Origin of the sequence: Synechococcus sp. W60.3, assembly GCF_047502615.1 — a bacterium.
Lineage (GTDB): Bacteria > Cyanobacteriota > Cyanobacteriia > Thermostichales > Thermostichaceae > Thermostichus.
The window spans coordinates 24,092-40,973 of record NZ_JANSHJ010000024.1 but is presented as its reverse complement, the minus strand read 5'-3'; the positions used below and the strand labels follow the sequence as shown (position 1 = coordinate 40,973).

General features: G+C 63.9%; 11 protein-coding genes. 9 read left to right on the top strand and 2 right to left on the bottom strand.

Annotation, left to right across the window (positions count from 1 at the left end; all coding sequences use genetic code 11):
• Positions 1–105 precede the first annotated feature (105 nt).
• The 3 genes from fabZ (at position 106) to lpxB (ending at position 2,978) form a co-directional block, all read left to right on the top strand.
• Positions 106–606 (top strand): 3-hydroxyacyl-ACP dehydratase FabZ, encoded by a 501-nt coding sequence (gene fabZ, locus NW846_RS09365; RefSeq protein WP_011430776.1) that lies wholly within the window; start codon positions 106–108, stop codon positions 604–606.
• 273 nt (positions 607–879) lie between these two features.
• On the top strand, positions 880–1,791 hold the full coding sequence (gene lpxA / locus NW846_RS09360; RefSeq protein ID WP_414348434.1) for an acyl-ACP--UDP-N-acetylglucosamine O-acyltransferase: 912 nt from the start codon (positions 880–882) through the stop codon (positions 1,789–1,791).
• Complete coding sequence (gene lpxB, locus NW846_RS09355) at positions 1,788–2,978, top strand: lipid-A-disaccharide synthase (protein ID WP_099813040.1); 1,191 nt, start codon at positions 1,788–1,790, stop codon at positions 2,976–2,978. The genes lpxA and lpxB overlap by 4 nt, the downstream gene beginning before the upstream one ends.
• Positions 2,979–2,980: 2 nt before the next feature.
• Here the strand turns inward: lpxB and NW846_RS09350 are convergent, their stop codons facing one another.
• Positions 2,981–4,042 (bottom strand): DUF1611 domain-containing protein, encoded by a 1,062-nt coding sequence (locus NW846_RS09350; RefSeq protein ID WP_414515819.1) that lies wholly within the window; start codon positions 4,040–4,042, stop codon positions 2,981–2,983.
• The gene (locus NW846_RS09345) at positions 4,042–5,124 is read right to left on the bottom strand and encodes a dipeptide epimerase (RefSeq protein ID WP_414515817.1); all 1,083 of its coding nucleotides are present in this window, start codon (positions 5,122–5,124) and stop codon (positions 4,042–4,044) included. Before NW846_RS09345 ends, NW846_RS09350 begins: the two co-directional genes overlap by 1 nt.
• A gap of 427 nt (positions 5,125–5,551) precedes the next feature.
• Between NW846_RS09345 and NW846_RS09340 the strand changes: the two genes are divergently transcribed.
• From NW846_RS09340 to NW846_RS09315, 6 genes are all read left to right on the top strand, one after another.
• Complete coding sequence (locus NW846_RS09340) at positions 5,552–7,627, top strand: GspE/PulE family protein (protein WP_414515815.1); 2,076 nt, start codon at positions 5,552–5,554, stop codon at positions 7,625–7,627.
• A 160-nt stretch (positions 7,628–7,787) separates the two neighbouring features.
• A complete protein-coding gene (locus NW846_RS09335) occupies positions 7,788–8,930 on the top strand; it encodes a type IV pilus twitching motility protein PilT (protein WP_099834829.1) in 1,143 nt (380 codons plus the stop codon).
• Between the two features lie 160 nt (positions 8,931–9,090).
• Complete coding sequence (locus NW846_RS09330; protein WP_011430786.1) at positions 9,091–10,317, top strand: type II secretion system F family protein; 1,227 nt, start codon at positions 9,091–9,093, stop codon at positions 10,315–10,317.
• Positions 10,318–10,368: 51 nt separating this feature from the next.
• On the top strand, positions 10,369–12,528 hold the full coding sequence (locus tag NW846_RS09325; RefSeq protein WP_414515813.1) for an MG2 domain-containing protein: 2,160 nt from the start codon (positions 10,369–10,371) through the stop codon (positions 12,526–12,528).
• Entirely contained in the window at positions 12,504–15,095 is a 2,592-nt protein-coding gene (locus NW846_RS09320) for an alpha-2-macroglobulin family protein (RefSeq protein WP_414515812.1), read from the top strand. The genes NW846_RS09325 and NW846_RS09320 overlap by 25 nt, the downstream gene beginning before the upstream one ends.
• A 77-nt stretch (positions 15,096–15,172) precedes the next feature.
• Positions 15,173–16,804 carry an alpha-D-glucose phosphate-specific phosphoglucomutase gene (locus tag NW846_RS09315; protein WP_414347046.1) on the top strand — a complete coding sequence of 544 codons (1,632 nt, stop codon included), beginning with the start codon at positions 15,173–15,175 and terminating at the stop codon, positions 16,802–16,804.
• The last annotated feature ends 78 nt before the right edge of the window (positions 16,805–16,882 follow it).

The following is a 16,882-nucleotide window of genomic DNA, read 5'->3' as shown; positions in this document are numbered from 1 at the left end:
TTGGCGAAGCGTGGCGTAAGCCATGAAGCCTGCACTCTATGCGTCAGCATGAGTGCGGGAGTACGTCACGGTTTCACGGTTTGTCTTCTGGCTCTGTGGGTTACTATGTCCTCTGATGTCTCTCCTCCACCTCTTCTCTCGGCTGAAGCAGCTGCCCAGTTGGCAACCGCTCCCCCCGTCTTCACCACGGATCAAATCCTGGAGATCCTGCCCCATCGCTACCCTTTTTTGCTGGTGGATCGCGTGGTGGAGTATCAACCAGGGCAACGGGCGGTGGGCCTGAAAAACGTCACCTTCAACGAGCCCTTTTTCCAGGGGCACTTCCCCAACCGACCGATCATGCCCGGCGTTCTGATCGTCGAGGCCATGGCGCAGTTGGGGGGGATCGTGTTGACCAAGTTGCCGGATGTGGCTGGGCGGTTGGCTCTCTTTGCCGGCATCGATGGCGTTCGCTTCCGCCGCCCCGTGCTGCCGGGGGATCAGTTGCTGCTGTCAGCCAATTTGCTCACCATCCGGCAAAAACGCATCGGCAAGATGTTTTGTCGGGCCCAGGTGGGGGGACAGTTGGTGACCGAAGGGGAGCTGATGTTCTCCCTGGTGGATTGATGGGCCAACAGCGGCCAGCAGCGGGGCCTTTGGCGCTCCGCAACCGCGGGGCAAGTGGGGGGTGGCCATCTGTTTTCCCCATCGAGGAGGAGCCCAGCGGAGGCAACTTGGCGTGGAAAGACCCTGCTAAAGTGTTGGGATAGGGGCATGTCAAGTGCTGCTTTCACCTCCCGGTCGGAGTTTCACAGCAGAGCGGTGGAGGATTGTGCCCTCCCCAAGCAAGCCCTAATCGCAGGGTTGGGAGCGTAGCTACATTTGCTGGCTAGGTTAGAAATGAGTTCGTTGGCTTCAGCGGGATCCACTCCCAACTCCTCTGTTCGGATTCATCCCACAGCGGTAATCCATCCGAAGGCTGAGTTGCACGAGACGGTACAAGTTGGCCCCTATGCGGTTATCGGCGAGCATGTGCGCATTGGCGCCCGTACGGTGGTGGGGGCCCACGTGGTGATCGATGGTTGGACAGATATTGGCGAGGACAACCAGATTTTTCCGGGGGCGGTGCTGGGCACGGAGCCTCAGGATCTGAAGTACAGCGGCGCGCCCTCTCAGGTGGTGATCGGCAAGGGCAACCGCATCCGCGAGTTCGTCACCATCAACCGAGCCACCAATGAAGGGGAAGCGACGGTGGTCGGCGATCACAACCTGCTGATGGCCTACGTCCACGTCGCCCACAACTGCGTCATCGAAAATCAGGTGGTGATCACCAACGCTGTCTCCCTGGCTGGCCACATTCACATTGAGTCGCAGGCGCGCATCGGCGGCATGGTCGGGATCCACCAGTTTACCCGTGTGGGGCGCCTGGCTATGGTGGGGGCCATGAGCCGGGTGGATCGCGACGTGCCGCCTTACATGTTGGTGGAGGGGCACCCGGCCCGCATCCGGGGCCTTAACTTGGTGGGGTTGCGGCGAGCCAAGGGGATGGAGGGATCCCTGGCGGCCTTGCGGCAGGCCTACCGGCTCCTCTACCGTTCCGGTTTGCCCCTGGAAAAAGCGCTGCAAACGCTGCGGGAGAGTCTGCGAAGCGAGGGGGGCTCTAGCATCTTCTCCCTGCAGGGGAAAGAGCTGGTGGACGAGACGGGATCCCTGCTCCATCTGCTGCAATTTTTGGAAGATTCCCTTTCCCAACCCCAACGGCGCGGCCCTCTGCCGGCCTTGCGCCGCAGCAGAGAAGAGGACGACCTGTGAGCCATCTGTTTATCTGCACCGGAGAAGTCTCCGGGGATCTGCAGGCCGGCCATCTCATCCGCGAGTTGCTGCGCCAACGCCCGCACCTACGCATCACGGCAGTTGGGGGAGAGGAGATGGCCGCTGCGGGGGCCAATCTGTTGCACCGCACCACGGAGATCAGCTCTATCGGCATTCTGGAGGCTCTCCCCTTCGTCGGCCCTGCCCTATGGACGGAGTGGAAGATCCGCCGCTTCCTGGCGCAAGACCCGCCTGATTTGGCCATCCTGGTGGATTACATCGGCATCAATAGCCGCATCGCCCGCCTGTTGCAGCGGCGACGCATCCCTGCCGTTTACTACATTGCCCCCCAAGAATGGGTGTGGTCGCCCAACAGCCGCCTCACTTACCGGCTAGCCCAGCAGATGCGACTGATGGTGGCGATTTTCCCTGAAGAAGCCCGCTACTACGCCGCAGCAGGTGCCCAGGTTTGCTATGTGGGCCACCCCCTGCTGGATATTTTGGCGAGTGTACCCGGTCGCGCTCAGGCCAGGGCTGAGTTAGGGATCCCTGAGGAAGCGATGGTGGTGGCGCTGCTGCCGGCCTCCCGCCGCCAGGAGCTGCGCTCGGTTTTGCCCATCTTGCTCCAGGCAGCGCGGCTGTTGCGGGCTCGCCTGCCCCAGGTGCGGTTTTGGGCGCCGCTGGCCTCGCCCCGCTTTGCCGCCCCGATTGCCCAAGCCGCCCGCCGCTATGGGCTGGAGGATCTCACCCTTCTCTTGCCTCGCCCTTCGCCTCCGAAGGCGCATCACCTGCTGTTGGCGGCCGCCGACCTGGTGCTGGCCAAGTCGGGAACTGTCAACCTGGAGGCGGCCATTTTGGGGATCCCGCAGGTGGTGATCTACCGCCTCAACCCAATTACCTTTTGGCTGGCCCGCCATTGGCTGAAGGTGTCGGTGCCCTTTATGTCTCCCCCCAACTTGGTGCTGATGCGCCCCATTGTGCCGGAACTCCTCCAGGAGGAGGCCCAGCCAGAGCGAGTCGCCCAACTGGCCTTGGAGCTGCTGACTCGGCCCGAGCGCCGCACCCAACTGCAGGCCGACTATGCTGCTATGCGGGCAGCGCTGGGGGAGCCGGGAGTTTTGGCCCGCGCCGCCAAGGCCATCCTGGAAGTGCTCGACAGCGAAACTCGCCCTAAGGGAGATCCCTGAGGCTAGCCTGTCGAGAGAATGGCATCCAAGAGGGGATCCGCCCCAAAGCGCACCACGTCGGTACAGGGCCGCCCGGTCTCCACTTCCACCTGGCGGATCTGGGCCAGGGCGGCTTCCTCCTCCCAACCGAAGGTATTGAGGGCCACCCCCACCACCGGCACGGGGGCAAAGGCGCCGGCAGCTCTGGCCACCTGTTCGTACAGCTCGATGACCTTACGCAGGGGAGGGATGGGTACGTAGTCCATCCCTTTGATGTGGGTTTGCCCAGCTCGGTGGACCAAGATCAAGTGGGTGGGCTGGGATCCCCTTAGCAAAGGCAGGGTGGCGGTGGAAGCGGGGTTGAGCAGGGATCCCTGGCCTTCGATGTGCAGGATGTCGTGGTCAAATCCATAGCGCAACACCAGTTGCTCCACAGCGCCGCTGGCGTAGTCCACCCGCACCGCATCCAGGGGTATCCCATCGCCGCTGATGAGGATCCCGGTTTGTCCGGTGGCCAAAAAGCAGGAGCGCAGGCCGCGCTTCAGGCTGGCCCGGTGCAGTTCCAGGCTGGTGGACATTTTGCCCACGGCCATATCGGTGCCCACCGTCAGTACCCGCCGACAGGGGAGAGAGCGAGCTAGGCCCCTCCCTACTCCCAGACCAGGGGGTTCGCGGCGAATGTCCCAGATCCAGGCTCCCGGCTGCAGCCACTGCCGCAACTGGGCATCTTCCGCTAGGGGGGTGTGCAGCCCGTTTGCTAAAGACAAGCCGGCTTGCAGGGCTTGGCAGAGCTCCTCCCGCCACTCCGGGGGCAGCTGGCCGCCGGAAGGAGCGATCCCAATCACCAACACCTCGGGGCCGTAAACCAGCGCCTCTTGCACCGAGGCTACGATGGGAATGTCTTTGGCAATGCCCGTGAGTTGGGCCAGGGATCCCCCCGCCTGCTCCCGGTCGATCACCGCCACCACCGGGAAGGAGCCGTAGCGCAGCAGCCCCAGCCCCGTTTTCCCATGCTCCCCCAGCAACCCCCCGTGGAGCAGGATGGCCACGCGACTTTCGCTGGACAGGGATCCTGGCTTTCCCATCATTCCTCCCGCAGCTCTACCCCCAAACCCGGTCGGTCGGTGGGGAGCAGGCAGCCGTCCTGCAGGATGGCCCCGGCAAAGGGATTGTCGATGAGATTGAGGTGGCTGTCTAAGTCCACGTAGTCCACCAGCGGCGCTAGGTGGGCAGCCGCCGTGTTGCCCAGGGCGGTGTTGCTGTAGCAGCCCAGCATCACCTGTAGCCCATGGGCTCTGGCTATGTGGATCATGCGCCAGGCTTCGCTAAGGCCGCCGCACTTCATCAGCTTGATGTTGATGCCGTGCACCCGATCCACCAGGGCGGGAATATCGCGGCTGTCGAAACAACTCTCATCCACGAAGATGGGCAGCTTCGACTCGTGCCAGAGGGTGATCAGCTTCGCCTCCTGTCCCCTCTCCAAGGGCTGCTCCAGGTAGCTCACCCCCTGCCCCGCCAGCCAATTGCTCATGCTCAGGCTCTGTTCCACCGTCCAGGCACCATTGGCGTCCACAGTAATCAGGGATCCCAGCGGGATCACCTCCTGCACGGCAATCAGCATGTTCTGATCGGCCATCAGCCCCAAGTCGCTGCCCAGCTTGATCTTGAAGGCCCGCGCTTGGGTCTGTTCCATCCAGGCCAAGGCACGCTGGCGGGCCGCCTGAGGGGTGGAAATGCCAATGGTCAAAGTGGTGGGCGGGATGCGGGAGCGATCCAGTCCCCACACCTGCCACAGGGGCATCCCCAGACGTTTGCCCATCCAATCGTGCAGGGCCATGTCTACTGCTGCCCGCGCCGCCGAAGGGATCCCGGCCCGCAGCAGTTCCGCCTCAATGGCCTGCCGCTCCCAGGGGGAGTGGCGGCGTAGGATCCCTTTGGCCACCTCCAAACCCACCAAGATATCCTCCAAAGACTGGTGGCAGTCCTCGCTCACCGAGAAAGGACAGGCCTCCCCCCAGCCCTCGATCCCCTCCTCTTCGATCCGCACCCAGGCCAGCGTGGCCTCGGTATAGGTGCCGCGGCTGAGGGTGAGGGCATAGCGCTTGTGAACGGTAAAGGGTTCGACGTAGAGCCGCATGGGCAGTTGCAGCGAGGTAATCCTAAACAAGTTGGGCCGACTCCGTCCCTTTGAGCTTAGCTTGTCCCCCGAATTTCCCATCAGCTTGGCGTTGCCCGCCCTATTTTCGACCGATCTCAGCCATTGGCAGAAGCTGTCTCGAGAAAGGGGACAAGTTAGCAGGCTTCTCCCGTCGGAAAGGCTCGCAAGCCGCCGGCCTGCTCCCCATCTTAAGCTGATCCCTCTCTGGAAGCAGGCCCCCAACCGGCCCCGTGGATCCGGCGAAGATCCCGGCCTGACCAGACAGGCGTCACCACCCTGCCGGAACTAGGAAGGGGGATTTAAGTTTCAACCAAGTTGGGGCATAGTAAGGCCATGGGCAGCGCCCTTTGGGACGCGCAGGCCTGCATGTCCCCACCGTTGATCCCTGCGGTTAACTGCAGTCATTATGTGAATACATCCTGGGTGGCCCGGCAGCATGAATGACCTTCCTACTCCTCTAACCCGTCGCAGCGTTGCGGCCAGCAAAGCCCTGGCCATTGCCAACGTCAGCATCACTCCTTTCGGCCGCAAGCTCAAAGAGCTGGGCTTTGCCGACGATAAGCAAATCCAGGACATCCAAAACGCCCTCAAAGCCGATCGCGAAGGGGGCAGCAAGGCCCTAGCCCTGGTGGTCAAAGAGATTGTCGGCAAAGAGATCACCCCTGACCTGGAGCGGGCCTACAAGCGGCAGCAGCTCTTTGAGCTGAAAATCATCTACGGGATCCCCCCCCTCGACATCGATTTGGAGCCGGTGGAGATCTCGGAGATGATCGGGCTCATCGACTCGCTCTTGCCTCTCGACATCTGCAACCGCTACAAGTTCTTGCCCATCCGCCGCCAAGACAACCAAGTGCTGGTGGCGATGGTCAGGCCGGACAACCTGCAGGCGCTGGACGACATCCAGCGGCGCTTCCGCATCCAGGGGCTGAAGCTGCAGCGGCGGGTCTTCACCCAGCGGGATTTCGAGACCCTGATCAACCGCTACATGGATGCGCAGGCGGAGCTGCTGGCCATCAAGGGGATCAACGACGCGGCTGCTGCCCAACAGGCGGCTGCTGCCCAACAGGAAGAAGAGGTGGTGGTCAACACTGCCGAAATCGATCTGGATGCTATTGAGGATGTGGCTGCCGATGAGGCCGGCGAGGGATCCCTGGAGCAGCAGCTCAAATCGGCAGACGATGCCCCGATCGTCAAATTGGCCAACCAAATCCTAATCAAGGCGCTGCAAGACGGGGCGTCGGACATCCACATCGAGCCGCAGGAAGAATACCTGCGCATCCGCTTCCGCAAGGATGGGGTGCTGCGGCAGGCTTTTGAAAACTTTCCCAAGAAGATCGTCCCCGCCCTCACCGCTCGCTTCAAGATCATGTCCAACCTGAACATTGCCGAGCGGCGCTTGCCCCAGGACGGGCGGATTCGCCGCGTCTTCAAGGGGCGCAAGGTGGATTTCCGCGTCAGCACCCTGCCCTCCCGCTACGGGGAGAAGATCGTGCTGCGGATTCTGGACAACTCCGCCACCCAGCTCGGCCTGGACAAGCTGATCACCGACCCAGAGACCCTGGCCAGCTTCAAGGAGGTTGTCAGGCGACCCTTTGGCCTAATCCTGGTAACTGGGCCAACGGGATCCGGGAAAACCACGACCCTCTACTCGGCGCTGGCAGAAGTGAACGACCCGGGCATCAACATCAGCACCGCCGAGGATCCCATCGAATACTCCCTGCCGGGGATCACCCAAGTGCAGGTGATCCGAGAAAAGGGCATGGACTTTGCCATGATCCTGCGGGCCTTCTTGCGGCAAGACCCGGATGTGATCCTGGTGGGGGAAACTCGCGACCACGAGACGGCCAAAACCGCCATCGAAGCCTCCCTCACCGGCCACCTGGTGTTGACCACGCTGCACACCAACGATGCCCCTGGCGCCATTGCCCGTCTGACGGAGATGGGGATCGAGCCATTTATGATCTCCAGCTCGTTGCTGGGGGTGTTGGCCCAGCGCTTGATGCGCCGGGTGTGTACCGAATGTCGGATCCCGTACCACCCCACATCCGAGGAGTTGGCCCGCTATGGCCTCAGCCTCAGCGGCGACGGCGAACAGCTCACCTTCTACAAAGCCAACAAGCTCTCCCCCAAAGAGATCGAGCAGCGCAAGGCCACCGGCAAGCCCATCTGCGAGAAGTGTGGGGGCGTGGGCTACAAAGGCCGCGTGGGGGTGTACGAGTTCATGCGCATGAACGACCGCCTGGCCGAGTTGATCAACAAGGGGGCTCCCACGGAGGTCATCAAGGAAGCCGCTGTCGAAAGCGGCATGAAAACCCTGCTCGCCTACAGCTTGATGCTGGTAAAGCAGGGCCTCACCACGCTGGAGGAGGTAGATCGGGTTATCCTCACCGACAAGGGTTTGGAAACGGAGCTGAAGGCCCGTGCCAAGGCCCTTAGCACCTGCCGCAACTGTGGCGCCGCCCTGCAGGTAGACTGGATGGATTGCCCCTACTGCCTGACGCCGAAGTTTTAGGCAAGGCGCCTGGCTCTTGACGCCGCCAAGGTGCTGATTATAACAGTCCTATACGAGTCCTGGAGGGTTGCCTCTAGCCCGGCTTTAGAAGGGTTTTTCATCGACAACTCCTAGGTCGAACCCAGCCTGACTCAGCTTACCGATTGGAGACACCAGCCCTATGCCACAACTCATGATCGAAGACCTGATGGAAGAAATCGTCCGCAGGGGCGGTTCTGACATCCACATCTCAGCCGGTTTGCCCCCCTATTTCCGCATCAATGGCGAACTCCAGCCAACCGAGCACGAGCCCCTCACCCCTGAGGAGGTGCAGCGGCTCATTTTCAGCATGTTGAACAACACCCAGCGCAAACACCTGGAGCAGAACTGGGAGTTGGACTGCTCCTACGGCGTGCGCGGGATCGGGCGCTTCCGCGTCAACGTCTACCGGGATCGCGGCACCTACGCCTGCGCCATGCGGGCGCTGGCCTCTGAGATCCCCAACATCGACAAGCTGGGCCTGCCGGATGTGTGTAAGGAGATGGCCCGTCTGCCTCGGGGCCTGGTGTTGGTGACCGGCCCGACGGGATCCGGCAAGTCCACCACTTTGGCCGCTATCATCGACTTCATCAACCGCGAGCGGGCCGAGCACATCCTCACCATCGAGGATCCCATCGAGTACATCTACACTCCCATCCGCAGCATCATCCACCAGCGGCAGTTGGGCGAAGACACCAAGAGCTTTGCCAATGCCCTGCGGGCGGCGATGCGGGAAGATCCGGATGTGATCCTGATCGGGGAGATGCGGGATCTGGAAACCATCCAGTTGGCCATCACCGCCGCCGAGACCGGCCACCTCTGCTTTGCCACGGTCCACACCAGCTCTGCCGCCCAGACGGTGGATCGCCTGGTGGACGTGTTCCCGCCGGAGCAGCAGCAGCAGATCCGCGTGCAGCTCTCCAACTCCCTCAAGGCCGTCTTCTCGCAAACTTTGGCCCGCCGCCTCAACCCCAAGCCGGGAGAGCCCGGGCGGGTGCTGGTGCAAGAGATCATGGTGGTGACGCCGGCCATTGCCAACCTGATTCGGGAGGGCAAGACCGCCCAGATCTACTCGGCCATCCAGACGGGCGGCAAGCAGGGCATGAAGACCCTGGAGCAGGATCTGGCCAACCTCTACCTGCAGGGCAAGATCGACTTCGAGACGGCCATGTCCAAGACCTCTCGTCCTGAGGAGTTGCAGCGGCTGTTGGGCAACGTTGCCGGGCCCTCGCCAGCCGCGGCAGCTCAACACCAGCGTCCAGCGGGGGTTGCCGTCCGTCGTTGAGCCGCAGCGCCGCCTCCCGGGGTGAGGTCTTCTTGCCGATCTCTGGCCGCCGCCTCAATTTGTGGCTAAGCTCTAGCTGAGAAAGTTAGTTGCCCAAAGTTCGGGGGCTGGATCCCACAACTCGAACCCTCTCATCATGAGTTTGAATCGGGGGTAAGCTATGCCGCGCTACAAGGTTCGGGGGTTAAAGGCCGGTCAGCCGGTACGCCTGACGGTGGTGGCCAACAACTTGACCGAGGCGCGTGCACGGCTGCGCCGAGAGGGCGTTTTTGCCAAGCCAGAGGACATTCAGGAAGAAAAGCCCTTTTTCTCGCTGGAGACCTCTTTTGATTTCTCGATGCTGGGATCCATCGACATTCGGGACAAGGCGGTGTTCTCCCGGCAATTTGCTGCCCTGATCAACGCCGGCGTGTCGATGGTGCGCTCCCTCACCATTATGGAGGAGCAAACCGGCAACCCCAAGCTCAAAAAATACCTGCGGGCGATTCGGGCGGAAGTGGAGGCGGGGAAAAACCTGTCCGATTCCATCCGCCCCTATCCGGATGCCTTTGACGGCCTCTACTGCAGCATGGTGCAGGCGGGGGAGGTGGGCGGCGTGCTGGACGAGGTGCTCAACCGCCTGGCCAAGCTGCTGGAGGACATGGATCGCCTGCAGAAGCAAATTAAATCGGCCATGACCTACCCGGTGGTGGTGACCATCTTGGCCGTCTTAATCTTTTTGGGCATGGTGCTGTTTATCTTGCCCACTTTTGAGAGCATCTACAACGACTTGGGGGGTGAGCTGCCCGCCTTTACCCAGTTTTTCATCAACATCAGCAAGTTCCTGCGCACGCCCCAGTACAGCTTGGGCCTGGTGGGCTTTCTGGTGGCGGTCTTCTTTGCCTTCCGCCGCTTTTATCGCACCCCCGCCGGCAAGGAGACCATCGACGCGCTGGCCCTCAAGCTGCCCATTTTCGGGGATCTGATCCAGAAGTCGGCGGTGGCCCGTTTTTGCCGCACCTTTGGGGCCTTGACCCGCTCTGGGGTGCCGGTGCTGACTTCGTTGGAAATTGTGCGCGACACTTCCGGCAACCAGGTGGTGGCCAACGCCATCGACGCCGCCCGCCAATCCATCTCGGAAGGGGGCCAGATCGCCCCGGCCCTGGATAAGGCCAAGGTCTTCCCGATCATGGCCATCCAGATGATCAGCGTGGGCGAAGAGACGGGGGAGCTGGATGCCATGCTGATGAAGACGGCGGACTTCTACGAGCTGGAGGTGGAGGAGGCGGTGCGCGCCCTCACCAGCCTGCTGGAGCCGCTGATGATCGTGATCTTGGGGGGGATGGTGGGCTGCATCATCGTGGCCATGTACCTGCCGATGTTCAACGTGTTCGAGCTGGTGAAGTAGCGACCCCGTCCCCAGGGCAACCAGGACACATAGGGAGGAGGAAGGGATCCCATGCTGCGGCGCTGGTTGGTGGCCCTGGGGGTGTTCTTGGCCGTGGGGCTGGCGGTTCTGCTTTCCGAACAGCCGACGGGATCCCTGACGGGGCGGGTGGAGCTGCCGGCAGGGGTGGCGCCGGGGAACGTCCAGGTGATTGCCGCCGGCCCGGTGAGCCGCAGCGTCAGCCCGTCTGCGGAGGGCGAGTATCGCTTGGATCAATTGCCCGTTGGGGAATACCGGGTGACGGTGCGGGGATCCGGCCTGGAAACCGTCTTCAGCGAGAGGCCTGTGCAGGTGCGGGAAGGGTCAGTAGCTTCTGCTCCTCTCCTGCGCCCGCAGCTTCTGCCCCCCAGCCTCTACCTCTACAGCACCAGCCAGGTGTTCACGACCGCCGAGCCGGCGCGGCTGGAGTGGAGGACCAGTGGCTTGAGGGCGGTGCAGTTTGCCGTTTACCGCTTTTCCCTGGCCGATCTGGAGGGATCCCCTCGCTTGCGGAATTTGGCCCTCGGCTACGGATCCCTGGATCCGGATTTGTATTCCACCCTGCGAGGAGAGCTGCTGCGCCGTTGGCAGCAGCCGCTGGGGGGAGAAGAGGTGACCCGCACCTTGGATCTGGGGATCCTGCCGCCGGGGGCCTACTGGCTGGAGGCGAAAGGACAGGAGCCGCTGAACCCGAGTGCACCTTTGCCCCGTTCTGAGGAGTGGCTTTTGGTAAGCGACCTGGGCCTAATCCAGAAACAGGATGCCAGCCAGTTGGTGGTGCAGGCGGTGCATTTGCAGGAATTGCGTCCTCTGCCGGGGATCCAGATCCAAGTTTTTGGGGAGTGGGGGGATCCCTTGACGGCCACCACCGACGAGGAGGGGCTGGCCCAGTTTAGCTTGCCGGCGGGGGAGAGATCCTCGTTGGTGGTCTATGGCCGCAGCGCCGACAACACGTTGCAGGTTTTGTCCCGCAGCTACACCTACGGCTGGAACCAGCCGTACCGCATCTACGCCTACCCAGACCGCCCCCTCTACCGCCCCGGCCAGACGGTCTATTTTCGCGCCCTGGTGCGGGAGCAAGGCCGCCTCACCCCGCCCCCGGCAGGCCAGCCGCTGCAAGTAACCCTCGCCGCTCCCAACGGCGATGTGCTGGAGGAGCAGACCCTGGCCACCAACGCTTTCGGCAGCGTCCACGGGCAGTTTCAATTGCCGGAAGAAACCCCCCTGGGCAGCTACAGCCTAGAGTGGCAGTTCCAGGGATCCAGCCGCGAGTCCACCGACTTTGGGGTGGCAGCCTACCGCAAACCGGAGTTTGAGGTGACGGTGGTGCCCGACCGGCCTTGGCTGGTGCGGGGGGGATCCCTGAAGGCTCAGGTGGAGGCCGAGTATCTTTTCGGCGCGCCGGTGGCCCAGGCCCAGCTCCGCTACCGAGTTTACAGCAGCCCCGACTGGAGCCTGCGCTATGGGCTGTTGCCCCGTTCTGCCGAGGAAGACTATTTCGCCGACGACCTGGGAGAGGAGCAGGGCTACTACGGCGGCTACGGCCAGTTGGTGGCGGAAGGAGAAGGGGTGACGGATGCCCAAGGGCGGGCGGAGTTTCGCCTGGATCGCCTGCTGCAGGATCTCAACTGGGAAGAAGACAGCTACTGGGGCCCCCAAGAGGTGCAGCAACTGCGCATCGAGGTGGAGGTGACCGATATCAGCCGCCGGACGGTAACAGGATCGGCGCGGGCCTGGGTCACGGCTGGCGAATTTGCTCTGTTTGCGGAAGTGAACCGCCATCTGCCCGCTCCGGGGGATACCCTCACCTACCGGCTGCAAGCCCGCGATTACGATGGCCGCCCCGTCAGCGCCACCGGAGAGCTGAGCCTGGAGCGCTGGCGCTGGGATCCCAAGAGCAGCACCTACCAACGGCAAGATACCCTGCTGCGGCAACCTTTTCAGATTGTCAACGGGGAAGGCAGCCTCGACCTCCACCTGCCCGCCGACCTGGAGCCGGGAGACTACCGGGTGCGGTTGACGGCATGGGATCCCCGCCGCCGTCGCGTGCAGGAGGTGGACTATCTCTGGGTGGTGGAGCCGGGCAGCCCCCTGCAAAGTTGGGGATCCCTGCCCAGCCTGGAGGTGGTGGCGGATCGCCAGATCTACGAAGTGGGGAGATCTACGAAGTGGGGGAAGAGGCCCAGATCCTGATCGCCTCGCCACTGCCGGATCTGCCGGTGCTGGTGGGCCTGGAGGGATCCCGGCTGCACCAGGTACAACTGCTGCGCCTGCAGGGGCATACGGCCACCCTGCGCCTGCCCATCCGGGAGGAGTATCGCCCCAACCTCTACGTCACCGCCACTGTCGTTGGCCCAGAGCGGCGGCTGTACCAGAACGAGGCGCTGCTGCGGGTCTCGCCGCTGGATCGCTTTTTGCAGGTGGAGCTGCAGACGGATAAGCCCACCTACCAGCCGGGGGAGACGGCCCGAATTCAAATCCGCACCCGCAATGCCCAAGGGCAGCCGGTCAGCGCCGAGGTGGGGCTGGGGATCGTGGACAATGCCCTCTACCTGCTCCGGCCCGACTTTACCCCCGATATCCGCCGCTTCTTCTACGGGCGCCAGGACAACCAAGTCACCACCACCACCTCTTTCCCGCAACAATATCCCGGCGGCGCCGACAAGCTGGCCGGCCAAGTGCGGGAAGACTTTCGCGATACCGCCGCCTGGTTCCCGGATCTGGTCACCGATGCCGATGGCCTGGCTCAGGTGCAGGTGCGCTGGCCCGACAACCTCACCACCTGGCGCTTGACCGCCCGTGCTGCCACTGCCGACACCCAGGTGGGATCCGCTCTTGCCACAGTCTCGGTTAGCAAAGACCTGTTGGTGCGCTTGGCCGCTCCCCGCTTTTTCCGGGTGGGGGATCAGCTCACCTTGGCGGCCATTGTGCAAAACCGCACCACAAAAGCCCAGGCGGTGGAGGTGGGGCTGGAAGTGCCCGCCAACTTGGCGTTGCAAGGCCCGGATCGACAACGCCTTACCGTGCCGGCCCAGAGGGCGGAGCGGGTGGAATGGCCCCTGCGGGTGCTGGGGGCCGGCGAGACCCCCCTGCGGGTTTGGGCACAAGGGGAGGGGCTGCAGGATGCGCTGCAACTGCGGATCCCCAGTCAGCCCTTAGGGGCAGTGCACCGCTTCTTCCAAACGGGGCGGCTGCAGGAGGATGGCCTTGAGCTGCCTTTGGATTGGCCGGCCACCTGGGTGCCGGGATCCCGACACCTGCATCTGGAACTGGCCGCCAGCCCCGCAGCGGAGCTGTTGGGGCCCTTGGACTACCTGGTGCAGTTCCCCTACGGTTGCACCGAGCAGACTTTGAGCCGCTTTTTGCCCGCCTTGGCGGTGGCCCAGGCCGGCGAGCAGTTGGGCCTCAGCTTGCGCTTGCCCACCCTGGAGCGGCTGCCGCGGGTGGTTCGGGCCGGCCTGCAGCGGCTGGAGGAATCCCAGAACTACGACGGCGGCTGGGGCTGGTGGGCCTACGACACCAGCAACCCCTACCTGACCGCCTACATCCTGCAGGGCTATCATCTCGCCCAGGCCGCCGGCTACGCCCTCAAGGAGTGGCGGGTGCGGCGGGCTTTGGAGTATCTGGCTGGGCAGCCGTTCCAACGCCTCTCCCCCGATCTGCGGGCCTTTGTGGCCTACAGCCTGGCCCTCTGGGATCCGGCGCTGGTGACTGCCGAGCTGCCGCCGCCGCCGCAGCTTTCCACCTTTGGCCTGGCCTACCGCGGCCTGGCCGCCCTGCAACGGGGCCAGCGGGATCTCGCCCAGGCGGCTCTGGAGGAAGGTCTGCAACGGCGACAAAGGGATCCCCAGGGCCGCTGGTTTATTCCTGCCGCCTCCGCTCCGCCAGCCGGGGAACGCCCCACCTACGACGACCTGGAGGTGGCCGGGCCCCTCCTGCAACTGGCCGTGCGCCTCCAGGATGGCCGCGCCGGGGAGATCGCCACCGCCCTTCTCCAGCAACGGCAGGACAACCGCTGGCGCACCACCAAAGCCACCGCCGACGCCCTCCTGGGCCTGGTGGCCCACTACCAAGCCCAGCAACAGCAACAGCCTGGCCCCCGCCAGGTGCGGGTGCAAGATGGGGTAAGCGGGGCGCAACTGGCCCAGTGGCAGGCCGGTCCTCAGGATCCTCGCCAGGTGCTGGACTGGGACGACGCCGAAGTGAGTAACCTGCGCCGCCTGCGCCTGGAAAAATCCGGCCCCGGCCCCCTCTACTACAGCCTGCGGGGAGAGGCCTTTCTGCCGGAGCTGCCGCCCCCCGACAGCCAGGGCTTCACGGTGAGCCGCCGCTACTTCCGCCTACAGCCCCAGCCCCAAGCCAATGGCGAGATCCGCTACCGGGAACAGCTCCTGCGCCCCGGCGAGGCGGTGCGGGCGGGCGAGGTGCTCCTGGCCCGGCTGACGGTGGAAGCTGAGCGGGATAGCCACTACGTGGTGATCGAGGATCCCTTGCCCAGCGGCGCCGAGATCACCTCCCGGGATCCGCGAGGGCTTGCCGCCGACTACTGGTGGGACTGGTTTTGGGCCCATCAAGAGAACCGGGACGACCGGGTGGCCTTCTTCAGCACCGAGCTCAAGCGGGGCCGCCACGAGTTCGTCTACCTCTTCCGTCCCGAGATCCCTGGCCAATTCCAGGTGGCCCCTGCCCTTGTCGAGGAGATGTACGATCCCAGCCGCTATGGCCGCAGCGCTGGCCAGGCGCTCAAAGTCCTGCCCTGAGCTTGAAGCTGCCCAGGGATCCTCCCTAGAGGCCCCAACGATGAGATAGTAGAGGGGCGAGCAGAGTTGGGCAGCCTATGATCCTGCGCACCGTGGCCACCATCCCTTTTCCCGACCAAAAGCCGGGCACCTCCGGCCTGCGCAAGCCGGTGCAGGTGTTCCAGCAGCCCCACTACCTGGAGAACTTCATCCAATCCACCTTTGACGTCCTCGAGGGATCCGCCGGCCAAACCCTGGTGGTGGGCGGAGACGGCCGCTACTACAACCGGGAAGCCATCCAGATCCTGCTCAAGATGGCAGCAGCCAACGGCATCGGGCGAGTACTGCTGGGCCGGGGGGGGATCCTCTCCACGCCAGCGGTTTCCTGCTTAATTCGCAAATACGGGGCCTACGGCGGCATCATCCTCTCCGCCAGCCACAACCCCGGCGGCCCCCAGGGAGACTTCGGTATCAAGTACAACATCGGCAACGGCGGCCCTGCCCCGGAGAAGGTGACCGAGGCCATCTACGCCCGCACCCAGCAGATCCGGGAGTACCGCATCCTGCAAGCCCCGGATGTGGACCTGGATCGCCTGGGGGAGCAGCGGCTGGGATCCCTGACGGTTTCCGTCATCGACCCGGTGGCCGACTATCTAGGCCTAATGCAGCGCCTGTTTGATTTCGACGCCATCCGCGACTACCTGGCCTCCGGGGTTCGCATCGCTTTCGACGCCATGCACGCCGTCACCGGCCCCTATGCCCACGCCATCCTGGAGGGAGCTCTAGGGGCGCCCCAGGGCAGCGTCCTCAACGGCCAGCCGCTGCCGGACTTTGGCGGCGGCCGCCCGGATCCCAACCTGGTGCATGCCCGCGCCCTGGTGGAGCTGCTGTTTCGAGAAGATGGGCCGGATTTCGGCGCCGCCTCCGACGGGGATGGGGATCGCAACATGATCCTGGGCCGCCGCTTCTACGTGACCCCCAGCGACAGCCTGGCGGTGTTGGCCGCCAACGCCCACCAGGTGCCCGGCTACCGGGAGGGGCTGGCGGGGATCGCCCGCTCCATGCCCACCAGCCAGGCAGCAGACCGGGTGGCGGCCAAGCTGGGGATCCCTTGCTACGAGACGCCTACCGGCTGGAAGTTTTTTGGCAACCTCCTGGATGCCGGCAAAGTTACCCTCTGCGGCGAGGAGAGCTTCGGCACCGGCTCCCACCACATCCGGGAAAAAGACGGCCTCTGGGCTGTCCTCTTTTGGCTCAACATCCTCGCCGTGCGGCGCCAGTCGGTGCGGCAGATTGTGGAAGACCACTGGCGCACCTACGGGCGCAACTTCTACTCCCGCCACGACTACGAGGGGCTACCGGTGGAGGTGGCCGAGGAGCTGATGGAGCACTTGCGGCGCTCCGTGGCAAGCTGGGTGGGGCAGCGCTTTGGCTCCCAAACAGTAGCCTATGCCGATGACTTCAGCTACACCGATCCCGTGGACGGCAGCACCAGCCGCAACCAGGGGATCCGCATCGGCTTTGAGGACGGCTCCCGCATCGTCTACCGCCTTTCCGGCACCGGCACCCACGGGGCCACCCTGCGGGTGTACTTGGAGCGGTTTGAGCCGGATCCCAGCCGGCACGGCCTGGATCCCCAGGTGGCCCTGGCCGAGCTGATCCAACTGGCGGATCACTTCGCCCAGATCCGCGCCCGCACCGGTCGGCAGCAGCCGGATGTGATCACCTGAGAGTTCTGCCGAGAAGCTAGATCTCTCTGGGGGGAGGGATTGGGGGCAATGGCCGGCAGAGAAAGACGCTCGAGAGTG